This window comes from Acetomicrobium mobile, from assembly GCF_937920065.1.
In genome coordinates this window covers 1-10,754 of the sequence record NZ_CALETC010000111.1, presented here as the reverse complement: position 1 = coordinate 10,754, position 10,754 = coordinate 1, and the positions used below count along the sequence as shown (strand labels likewise).

The following is a 10,754-nucleotide window of genomic DNA, read 5'->3' as shown; positions in this document are numbered from 1 at the left end:
CGTTTTCTTCCATAATGTCAACCCGACATTTCGTGAAAAACGCGTTTTTAGGAGCGTCGGCCTCCCTCAATTTTTATGAATTTTTCCCAAAGGTGTTGAACCCAAGTCCACGTTCGTGATAATATTAGTCACGAACTTGTTGGGCCTGTAGCTCAGTAGGATAGAGCGACGGCCTCCTAAGCCGTAGGTCGCCGGTTCGAGTCCGGCCAGGCCCGCCATTTTAAGAAGCGTCGAAGACAGGTCGTCTGGCCTGTCTATTTTTGCGTAAATTACAATCCCAACAACAAGCAAGAGCAACGAAGCAAAGCATTTAGTTGCTTTTATATACGTTTTATATTAGCCATTTCACTGATTTGAAATTTAACTAAGAACATCCTAAATCGAGTTGCAAGTAATCTACCAAGCCTAAAAAACAATACTTTAAAGGAATTTAGGTGAGTTTTCTGTGGAGTTGGAGAAATGGGAAGAGGAAGCTAAGTCAATGGTAGAAATCCAGGTAAAAAGACGCACCATTAAAAACAGCGCCTTATTGGAGGCGATGGCCAAGCTCCCACGACATCTTTTTGTCCCAGAAGACCTTAGGAATCTAGCTTACGCCGATTGCGCTCTTCCCATTGGTGAAGGCCAGACGATATCGCAACCTTATATCGTCGCTAAGATGACAGAATTGCTAGATCCCCGCCCAGGGGACAAAGTCTTGGAGATTGGCACAGGATCAGGTTATCAGGCTGCTCTTTTAGCCACTATGGGATGTATTGTTTTCACTATAGAAAGGATTGCAGCTTTAGCTGCAAGTGCAAAAAAAATCTTCGAGGAACTAGGCCTTTTGGATAAAATTAAGATTAACATTGGAGACGGAAGACTTGGTTGGCCGGAAGAAGCTCCCTTTGACTGCATTATCGTGACAGCAGCAGCTCCCGAAATAGAAAAGGCCTGGGTAGACCAACTTGCTGAAGGAGGCAAATTAGTTTTACCCTTAGTCGTCTCTTTCAACGTGGAACAACTAGTTAAAATAACGAAGACCAAAGGCAAACTTGAACAAAAGCATTATGATTACTGCTCATTTGTACCTCTTTTACCGGGAGTGAAGACTTAGTGACCAAAAAACTCAAATTTACCCTGGTTGGTCTTGTGTTTTTATTTGCTCTTGCCTATTTGCTTTTTGCCCCTCACTATTGGTTGTGCATTTCACATGAGGGGGGCACCGATATGTTTTTAATTCCCGTGGGCCAAAAAATCTTTCTGAGCTACATTCACAGCTTAGAAAGAACCCCCGTGCAGGATGTATTTCTATTGCAAGGAGGCCAAATATGGTTATACGAAGAAAGAGTCAAGTCACATAACGCCGGCCTTCCCGCGTTCGACCAATATCCAGGCTCATTGGTCAAGACGGAAGACTGGTTGATATTTCGAGGAGGCAGACGCCACTGGATGAATATTCGCTGCAGGGTTGGGAATGCCGCTATCGGCAAAAACATACTAACGATCGGTAAGACCAACCATGAACTGTATTATCGCTATCCCGAGCAGCCAGTCTGCCTTTTTGTGGTCCTTAAGTCCATCTTATAGTGAAATTAGTAAAGTTTAAACTAAAAAGGAGGGTAATGGATGGAGAACATTAAACCACAGGATCAAGTTATCGATTTAGACGAAATTATGAGACAGTACGATGCGGAAGCACGGTATAGAGTATTAAAGGGATGGCAAAACATGCTCATCTTCGCAGTAGCAGCGGCTATGTCCCTCTTTCATCTCTATACGGCGGGATTCGGCCAACTTCTGGCGATGAAGCAAAGGGCGGTGCATTTGGCTTTTGTACTCTTTTTAACCTATCTGCTGTACCCTGCCACAAAAAAATCTTCAATCGATAAAATTCCCTGGTACGACTTCGTATTAGCTGTTATCGCCGCTTATACATCACTTTATTTAGTTATACACTTCGATGAAATGATCACGCGTTCGGGACTTCCCACGCCAATGGACGTCTTTATAGGTTTCTTGGGCATCGCAATGCTCCTTGAAGCCACGAGAAGGGTATCAAACCCCGTTTTGCCGATACTTGCCATAGTTTCGCTGATTTATTGTTACCATGGACGATATTTTCCTTCACTTTTCGCCCACAGGGGGTTTAACACAGCCCGCATTATAAATCACATGTATTTGGGCACCGAAGGTGTCTTTGGCGTTCCCATATCAGTTTCTGCCACTTTCGTGTTCATGTTTATCCTCTTTGGTTCCATCCTTCAGGAAACAGGAATGGGAAAATTCGTCATAGACTTGGCCTTGGCCATCGCAGGAAGATCGACGGGCGGCCCAGCCAAGGTTGCTGTGATCAGTTCCGGGATTATGGGCACCGTATCCGGGTCCTCTGTAGCTAATGTTTGCACTACTGGCACCTTTACCATACCTCTAATGAAAAGCATAGGATACAAACCATACTTTGCCGGTGCCGTTGAGGCCGTCGCATCGACGGGTGGACAGATAATGCCTCCCGTAATGGGTGCGGCTGCTTTTATAATGGCCGAGTTTCTTGGGGTGCCTTATATAAAAGTAGCCTTAGCTGCTGTGATTCCGGCGCTGCTTTATTATACGGCCGTCATGGTACAGGTGCACTTTGAGGCCACGAGGCTTGGATTGCTTGGATTGCCGAAAGAGAGGCTTCCTCGGCTTTGGAGTTTATTAAAATCTAAGGGGCACCTTTTAATCCCCCTATTTGCCATAGTATATTTCCTCGTCGGCGGTTACACTCCGATGAAGGCAGCGTATTACGGCGTGCTGACGACGATTGCCGTATCCTTTATATCTAAAGATACAAGACTCACGTTACCGAAGCTGATGGACGGTTTGGTAAATGGGGCAAAAGGATCGCTTGGAGTTGCATGTGCTTGCGGAACTGTGGGAATAATCGTTGGGATGGCCACCTTGACGGGGCTAGGACTTAGAATAGCAAGTTTAATAATAACGATCTCCAGAGGAAATTTGCTCATAACCATGCTCCTTACGATGGTAACTTGCATATTGCTTGGTGCAGGCCTTCCTACGACGGCAAACTTCATCGTCACGAGCACCATCGCTGCTCCGGCTTTGCTTCAACTTGGTGTTGCCCCAATGGCAGCATATATGTTCGTTCTTTATTTCGGAATTGCAGCTGATTTAAGCCCTCCCGTAGCTTTGGCGGCGTATGCCGGCGCGGGCATCGCAGGAGCAGATCCGATGAAAACGGGCATTACGGCGGTGAAGCTGGCCTTGGCAGGATTTCTCGTGCCCTTTATATACGTCATGAACCCGATGCTTGTGTTGGTCGATGTAACGCCTTTGCCATTCATATTGGCCATTATAACGGCAGTGATAGGAGTATTTTTACTAGGCATGTCAACCATCGGATATTACAAGGCTCCGATACCTTTTTGGCTTAGGATAATAATCTTTGGCGGAGCTTTAGCTCTTTTAATACCCGGCCTCTTCTCTGACGCTATAGGTATAGCAATATTAGCTTTTACCTATTTTTTCCAAAAAAGACGGGCAAAAGGGCAATAAAAGAGTACTATCTTTTAGCTATTATGTGTATAATGCATTCTAGAGGGTGCCGCACTTAACTCGAGCGGCACCTTCTTAAACAAAGACACTGGGAGGTTTTGTAAATGCCGGACGACTACAAAGAGACATTGAATCTACCGAAAACTTCATTTCCGATGAAGGCTAACCTTGCAAAAAGAGAATTGGATATGCTTCAATTTTGGGAAGACATCGACATTTATCAGAAGTTGATGAACAAAGGGGAAAGAGAGAAGACCTTCGTTCTTCACGATGGCCCTCCTTACGCTAACGGCAATATTCACATTGGCACAGCCTTTAACAAGATACTAAAGGACATGATCCCGAAGTACAAATGGATGAGAGGGTATTTCTCCCCTTACGTGCCCGGTTGGGATACCCACGGACTTCCCATAGAACTTCGAACGCTAAAGGATGAAGGGCTCGATAAGGACTCGCTTCATCCTATTGATCTCAGGCGCAAGTGCAAGGAGTGTGCCGATCGTTTCTTAGATATACAACGAAATGAATTCAAACGCCTGGGTGTTATAGGGGATTGGAATGATCCTTACATCACTTTTAAGCCGGAATACGAGGCTATAGAGCTTGAAGCCTTTGCAGAAATGGTAGATCGTGGATATGTATATCGCGGACAAAAACCCATTTACTGGTGCACCGACTGTCAAACTGCTCTAGCTGCCGCCGAAATAGAATATGAGGATATATCCTCTCCTTCAATTTATGTTGCCTATCCGTTAAAAAAAGAAGGCTTTCCCAACCTTGAGGGCAAGGAAGCCTACGCCATTATATGGACTACAACACCGTGGACGTTGCCGGCAAGTTTGGCAATCACGGTTCATCCCAATTTCGACTACATTTTCGCCAGCTCCAACGACAAAGTATACCTCCTGGCCAAGGGGTTGCTAGAAAAGGTACAACGTGAAACCGGGATTAACTTTAATAATGTGTTATATGAAATTAAAGGCAAAGAATTAGAAGGTCTGAAGGCAGTTCACCCATTTTACGATGACAAAGAGATAATATTTGTCCTTGGAGACTACGTCTCCCTAGACGAAGGAAGCGGCTGTGTTCATACCGCACCGGGCCACGGCGCTGAAGACTTTGAAACAGGTATTAAATATGACCTTGAAATATACAACCCTGTCGATGGCAGGGGTTACTTCGTCCCCGAAACGCCGCTTGTAGGTGGCTTAAGCCTTGAAGAAGGTTCGGAGAAAGTATTGGAAGTTTTAAAGCAAAAGGGAAGGCTTTTGGGAGAAGGGGAGATAATGCACTCCTACCCACACTGTTGGCGCTGTAAAAAACCCATTATCTTCAGGGCAACAAACCAGTGGTTCATTGCCGTGTCCATGTTCAAAGAAGATTCTTTAAAGGCGATTTCTTCGGTACAGTGGATCCCGTCATGGGGACAGGATAGAATAGCCAACATGGTTCGCGAAAGGTCCGACTGGTGCATCAGCAGACAAAGAATTTGGGGCGTTCCCATTCCTGCTTTTTATTGCAACGACTGCGGAGAGCTCATTTTAACGAGCGACAGGATAAGAAAGGTGAGCGCCAAGGTCCGCGAGCATGGAAGCGATTGCTGGTGGCTGATGGAGACCAAAGAGCTACTGGAGGAACTTGCCTTTTGTCCTAAATGTAACTCAAAATCTTTAAAGAAGGAAACCGACATATTTGACGTGTGGTTTGATTCGGGAACGAGCCACTTGGCAGTATTAACGACGCGTCCTGAACTAAAATGGCCCGCTACGATGTACCTTGAGGGAAGCGACCAGCACAGGGGATGGTTTCAAACTTCGCTTTTGACTTCTGTTGCAACTAGGGGAAGGGCTCCCTTCGAAATGGTCCTAACGCATGGGTTCATCGTGGACGGAGAAGGCCGCAAAATGTCAAAGTCCCTTGGAAATGTGGTACAACCCCAGGAAGTAATAGAAAAGTACGGCGCCGATATATTGCGCCTATGGGTCGCTTCCACCGATTACAGAAATGACATCAGAATTTCCGAAACCATACTAAAAAACCTGGTCGAATCTTACAGGAGAGTAAGAAACACCATGAGATACATGCTTGGCAACTTGTTTGATTTCGACCCGCACAACGACAGTCTTGCACCCGAAGATATGGAAGAAATTGACCTTTGGATCCTGTCTAAGCTACAGGGCATTATAAGCAAGGTTACAAGGGGTTTTGAGGATTTTGAATTTCACGTGCCAACCTTTACGATTCATCAATTCTGCGTAAATGAACTTTCAGCCTTTTATCTCGATATTAACAAAGACAGGTTATATGTTGAGGCAGCCGACTCGAAACTGCGCAGGAGCTGTCAAACTGCGATGTGGAATATAATAAAAACGCTGACCCTAATGCTTTCGCCAATTTTAAGCTTTACGACCGAAGAGGTTTGGCAGCATTTAAGGGAAATAGATCACACGCTGCCTGAAAGCATATTTTTAGCGGATTGGCCCACTTTAGACCCAACATTGTACCATGAATCGTTGGAAGAGAAGTGGGAGAGGATCTTGTGGCTGCGAGGTGCCGTAAGCAGGGCTCTGGAAGCGGCTCGTGGCCAAGATTTAATAGGGCAGTCTCTGGAGGCCTGCGTTAACATAAAGCTTGACTCCGAAACTGCAAAATTAAGGGACATTCTTTCTCCCTATTGGTGGAAGGGTGTTTTCATAGTATCGGACGTCAATTGGGTGGACGAGTTGCCCGAAGCACCCGTAGTCCATGCTGACGAAGAAACCGGCGTCAAGATTGCAATAACCAAAGCTTGTGGCGAGAAATGCCCCAGATGTTGGATGTACGCACCAGAGGTAGCAGAAAAAGGCGTCTGTGGCAGATGTAGCATGGTGCTGGCGGCTCAATCTTAATACTATGGTGGGGGCAAGCGTATGTATGGAAATTGACTATGAAGGGATAAAAAGAAAGCTGATTCAAAAAAAGGAAGAACTTGTCAGAATGGTAGAAGCGCTGCTCTTAGAAGCAACCAACGGAAATTTGGGCGAACTATCGACGCTTGACACAAATCATCTCGTCGATACAGCTATGAATATGATCAACAAGGAGCAAATCGCCGGAAAATTGGAAAGCATTAAGGTGATGTTAATAAACATTGATCACGCTCTTGCAAAGCTTGATAAAAACGTAGAAAAATTCGGGTTATGCGAGCTATGCAATAAACAGATAGAAGAGCAGCGCCTCCAAGCTCTTCCTTGGGCGCGCTACTGCATGGGGTGCGAAAGAAAGCTTGATAAGCAGAGATGACAACGCCTTAAGAAATGCCTGAAAAAATTGAAGTCACAATCTCAAGTGAGTTTATCGGCGAAAGGCTCGATGTCGCCTTAAGCAAGATCTTGCCCACCAAATCCCGCAGTCATATTCAAAGAACACTGCGGGATTTGGGGTTGAAACCTTCTATGAAGATTAAAAACCCGATGAAACTTGACTTGACGTTTCAGGACATTGAAGGCGAGGAGACGCCAATTGAGCCCGAACCCGTGCAGTTTGGGGTTATCTATGAAGACAACGACATCATAGTAATAGACAAGCCTGCCCCTTTAGTTGTACATCCGGCAGCAGGACACAGGCGCAACACCTTGGCTCATGGACTCATTCACCGATATCCTGAATTGGTGTCACCCGATTCAAAAAGGCCAGGAATAGTGCACCGCCTAGATGCAGGCACATCAGGGCTCATGGTAGTGGCAAGAAACCTTTATTCGAAGCAAAGGCTGATGGACTCCTTTAAGTCACGCTCCGTAAAGAAAGAATATTTGGCACTGGTAATAGGAGAACCGAAAGAACCAAAGGGTACGATTACAAGCCCTATCGCCAGGAACCCAAAAAACAGGCTCAAGATGGCCGTCGTGCCCCACGGAAAAGAAGCCATCACAGAGTACAGGGTGCTTTGGAGCACGGGGAAATTTTCTTTCGTGCACTGCATCATCCATACCGGCAGGACGCACCAAATTAGAGTGCACCTTGAGGAGATGGGTTGCCCCATAGTGGGTGACAAGCTATACGGGGCAAAAATAAAGGCCGATTGGGTCCCCAAGGATCGCTTTTTCCTCCATGCTTGGAAATTGGCTTTCCCACATCCAAGAAGCGGCGAGATTGTGTCTTTTAGGTCTTTTTTGCCTCACGAACTTATTGCAGCTCTTCAAGGAGCTCGAGCCATAAACCAGGAGAAACGCGAGTAGAAGAAAAGTCGCTATAGGTAACATGCCCCGGTCCTGTTTTAGGCAAGGATTTCACATGTTTTCTTTGAGTGTAATCGACGACATGATAAGAAGCTTCTTTTGCCTTGCTGTAGTAAGCAGCTAGAGAAGCCGCGAAGTTTATCATCTTTTCATTCGCCAGCTTACCCGATAGTTTCAAGATTACATGAGCGCCCGTTACATCTTTTGCATGGAACCAAAGGTCTTCCGGCGAGGCGATCTTAAAGGTAACGTGCCTATTTCCCTTTGCGTTTAACCCTACGTAAACGATAAAGCCGTCCTTGAGATCAAGCCTTTTGTAGGGTGGCACGTAATCTCCACTTTTTCGACTCCCTTTGCTTCGAACGTCCGAAGAAAGATCGTCTAGTATCTTTTTCACATCGCTGACATCGTTTAGCATGGAAACAAACTCGCGATATTCATCTAATTCGTTGAGCGCGTTCTTTAACTTTTCCATCTCTTTTGAGAGCTTTTCTTCGTTTCTTTGATATTTTTTTGCCAGTTTAAAATACTTTTTAGCGTTCTCAATGGGAGACAGCTTAGGATCAAGCTTTATTTCCACCCTTCCATAGCGTTCATCCCAGCTTTTCAGACAAGCAAAGGGTGCTCCATCTTTGACCTTATGAGCATAAGATATCAATAATGTACCGTAGTGACTCCATTTTTCCGCTTCTTCAACATTTGACAAGAGAGCTGACAATCCTTTTATTTTGTTGATTATCTTGTGCCTTTTTACATCCAATATTTTATAAATTTGCTCGAGCATTTTGTGCCTTTCTCGCTCGAAGTACTGATCTAGCAGCTTTTTTGAAGATTCAAGAGGCGACTTGCCTTCTCCTCGAGAACCGCTTAAAGGCAAGGGGAATGCCGTCAAGTAATCGTCAATTTCTTGGCAAATCAACTCTTGCAAGGTTATAGAGTAAAGCCCTTTTAGGTAGGGCTCAAGATCTAAATTTCGAAGTTCCCATTCTTTCAACAAAAACTTTGCAAGAGGTTGACCTATCCCTCTGTATTTAGTGATGTTTGCCAAGTCGTTTTTGCTAAAAATTTCTAAGTCCGGGCCTTCAAAAGGCGGTGGGGGAGTGTAAAATAGTCCGGGAAGAACCGACCTATACCTGTTGATCTCCGGATGAATGTGTTTTGCCACTTCCATAATTTTTTGCTTGTCGTCAAGGATGATGAGATTGGCCTGCCTGCCCGTGGCTTCAAACACGAGAAATCTAGACACGTTAACCCCTGCGCCTAAAGGTCTTGAAAATTCAATAGCTATTACGCGATCCCTGTTTATCTGAAATGCCTGAACCAAAAAACCTCCCACCAAATGGCTTTTTATAGCTCCCGAGATAGGGTGAGTTTTGGCCCTTAGTTCCTTTAAAATATCGAGCTCTTGTTTATTTATCACAGCCATACCGCAACTTTGGTTGTCCCAACTTAGCCAAAGCCAATTGTTGTTTCGAGAAAATTGAAGGGCCAGCCATTCTCGGCCTGCTTCGCAGCGAAATAGCTTTTTTCCCTTATAGCGCTCATTTATATCCAAAGTCCAGGCTAATGCTAATTCTGGTCCATATCGCACGATAGATTTCCCCTTTTGTCCAGATCCCACAATCTGCAGAAAGAACAAACATAGTTCCATGAAGGCGCCCCACAAATTTCGCACGTTAATGGGGGTAGCTCTTCTTCTTTTTCTTTGGCCTGAAACAAATCAATATTTCTCACGTAATCAAAGTAAAAGGCATGTTTGGCTCCCGGAGAATTTTCTTCGATTTCATTCAATATGTGCTTCCAGCGCAAAGAGGTAGCGCCCTTAGAATAGGGACATTCCTTTTGTATATAAGGTATGCCTTTGAGCAAACAGTAAACGGCGTCTTCCTTTTCTGTGCAAAAGACCAAGGGCTTTGCTTTGCCAAATTGACCGCTTTCGATGGGCGGGGAATAAGGCGCTCCCTTAGCCAAATAGTCAATCTTCCAATAAAGCACGTTGCCAAGCAACGCCGCTGCTTGGTCATCTAAATTATGCCCTGTCACAATTACGTCAAAGCTCTCGTTTCTGGCTATCTTGTTCATGTAATATCTCTTGGTTACTCCGCAGGCCGAGCAAGGTTTTCGCCTTTTCGTGTAAGCTTTTTCGGGTATAGACATTCCATGATTTTCTTTGATATCTACAATGTATAATTTACGACCCACGCGTTCCGCAAATGACCTTGCGAATTCTTCACTCTCGTCGGAGTAATCGTCCTCTTCTATGCCCAAATTGATGTACAAACCGGAGGCATTATAGCCAAGACGCACCAATATATCCCATAAAGCCAGGCTGTCCTTGCCGCCCGAGACCGCAACAAGAATGTTGCTTTTCTTAGAAAACATTTTGAACTCATCGACAGCCTTGGACACGCGCTTTAACATCCAGTTATCGAAATGTTCGGCACATAAGGCCATATTATGCTGGGGCAGTCCAATGATCGCCTTGCCAGCGCAAATTCTACATTTCATGAGCGTCTATCCTCCGCTAACGGTATCTATTATGCGAACATCGTCGCCGGGGCGAAGCATTTCGTCCTCCGTGACGATGGTGTCGTTTTTTATCACGACGACCTCGCTTTTTCTGAGAGAAAGCTTCTTTAGCAACTTATTTACAGACATGGATTCTTTAAACTCAAACTCCTTGTCTCGATAGCGAACCTTCACCTTTACGCACAACCTCCCGCAATTTCTTTGACTTCGCTTTCATAGTCACAACGCGAAAAAATACCATATCACATGATATGATACTTGACAAGCAACCAAAGTGACGCTTACAATGGAGATCGCCGAAGGGGCTGTAGCGCAGAGGGAGCGCGTTTCCTTCGCACGGAAAAGGTCGGGGGTTCGAATCCCCCCAGCTCCACCAAGAAGCAAATGTCGGGGCGTAGCGCAGCCTGGGTAGCGCACCTGCTTTGGGAGCAGGGGGTCGAAGGTTCAAATCCTTTCGCCCCGACCAAAATA

General features: G+C 45.4%; 9 protein-coding genes and 3 tRNA genes. 9 read left to right on the top strand and 3 right to left on the bottom strand.

Annotation, left to right across the window (positions count from 1 at the left end):
- The first annotated feature begins 141 nt into the window (after positions 1-141).
- The 7 genes from Q7P41_RS04735 (at position 142) to Q7P41_RS04705 (ending at position 7,754) form a co-directional block, all read left to right on the top strand.
- Positions 142-218, top strand: a tRNA-Arg gene (locus Q7P41_RS04735).
- A gap of 227 nt (positions 219-445) precedes the next feature.
- Entirely contained in the window at positions 446-1,096 is a 651-nt protein-coding gene (locus Q7P41_RS04730) for a protein-L-isoaspartate(D-aspartate) O-methyltransferase (RefSeq protein WP_303882547.1), read from the top strand.
- Positions 1,096-1,569 carry a DUF1850 domain-containing protein gene (locus tag Q7P41_RS04725; protein ID WP_303882545.1) on the top strand — a complete coding sequence of 158 codons (474 nt, stop codon included), beginning with the start codon at positions 1,096-1,098 and terminating at the stop codon, positions 1,567-1,569. The genes Q7P41_RS04730 and Q7P41_RS04725 overlap by 1 nt, the downstream gene beginning before the upstream one ends.
- Before the next feature lie 39 nt (positions 1,570-1,608).
- Positions 1,609-3,537, top strand: coding sequence for a TRAP transporter permease (locus tag Q7P41_RS04720; RefSeq protein WP_303882544.1), 1,929 nt, complete (start codon positions 1,609-1,611; stop codon positions 3,535-3,537).
- A 104-nt stretch (positions 3,538-3,641) separates the two neighbouring features.
- Positions 3,642-6,425: an isoleucine--tRNA ligase gene (gene ileS / locus Q7P41_RS04715; protein WP_303882542.1), complete on the top strand. Its 2,784-nt coding sequence runs from the start codon at positions 3,642-3,644 to the stop codon at positions 6,423-6,425.
- 25 nt (positions 6,426-6,450) lie between these two features.
- Complete coding sequence (locus Q7P41_RS04710) at positions 6,451-6,819, top strand: TraR/DksA C4-type zinc finger protein (RefSeq protein ID WP_303882539.1); 369 nt, start codon at positions 6,451-6,453, stop codon at positions 6,817-6,819.
- 14 nt (positions 6,820-6,833) lie between these two features.
- Positions 6,834-7,754 (top strand): RluA family pseudouridine synthase, encoded by a 921-nt coding sequence (locus Q7P41_RS04705; protein ID WP_303882538.1) that lies wholly within the window; start codon positions 6,834-6,836, stop codon positions 7,752-7,754.
- Here Q7P41_RS04705 and Q7P41_RS04700 read toward each other — a convergent pair.
- From Q7P41_RS04700 to Q7P41_RS04690, 3 genes are read right to left on the bottom strand one after another with little or no spacing between them, the layout of a single operon-like run.
- A complete protein-coding gene (locus tag Q7P41_RS04700; RefSeq protein WP_303882536.1) occupies positions 7,702-9,345 on the bottom strand; it encodes an NFACT family protein in 1,644 nt (547 codons plus the stop codon). The two genes, Q7P41_RS04705 and Q7P41_RS04700, sit on opposite strands and share 53 nt — an antisense overlap.
- On the bottom strand, positions 9,324-10,262 hold the full coding sequence (locus Q7P41_RS04695) for an ATP-binding protein (RefSeq protein ID WP_303882534.1): 939 nt from the start codon (positions 10,260-10,262) through the stop codon (positions 9,324-9,326). The genes Q7P41_RS04700 and Q7P41_RS04695 overlap by 22 nt, the downstream gene beginning before the upstream one ends.
- 6 nt (positions 10,263-10,268) lie before the next feature.
- Complete coding sequence (locus Q7P41_RS04690) at positions 10,269-10,457, bottom strand: MoaD/ThiS family protein (RefSeq protein WP_303882533.1); 189 nt, start codon at positions 10,455-10,457, stop codon at positions 10,269-10,271.
- 127 nt (positions 10,458-10,584) lie between these two features.
- Here Q7P41_RS04690 and Q7P41_RS04685 point away from each other — a divergent pair.
- Together Q7P41_RS04685 and Q7P41_RS04680 are read left to right on the top strand one after the other, a co-directional pair.
- Positions 10,585-10,659: transfer RNA gene (locus Q7P41_RS04685), tRNA-Ala, on the top strand.
- A gap of 12 nt (positions 10,660-10,671) precedes the next feature.
- Positions 10,672-10,749 (top strand) — tRNA-Pro (locus Q7P41_RS04680).
- Positions 10,750-10,754: the final 5 nt, after the last annotated feature.

What these genes read in the sequence shown, in the direction of transcription:
- ileS (WP_303882542.1), top strand. Translation starts at nt 3,642, where the DNA reads ATGCCGGACGACTACAAAGAGACATTGAATCTACCGAAAACTTCATTT.
- Q7P41_RS04710 (WP_303882539.1), top strand. Translation starts at nt 6,451, where the DNA reads ATGGAAATTGACTATGAAGGGATAAAAAGAAAGCTGATTCAAAAAAAG.
- Q7P41_RS04705 (WP_303882538.1), top strand. Translation starts at nt 6,834, where the DNA reads ATGCCTGAAAAAATTGAAGTCACAATCTCAAGTGAGTTTATCGGCGAA.
- Q7P41_RS04695 (WP_303882534.1), bottom strand. Translation starts at nt 10,262, where the DNA reads ATGAAATGTAGAATTTGCGCTGGCAAGGCGATCATTGGACTGCCCCAG.
- Q7P41_RS04720 (WP_303882544.1), top strand. Translation starts at nt 1,609, where the DNA reads ATGGAGAACATTAAACCACAGGATCAAGTTATCGATTTAGACGAAATT.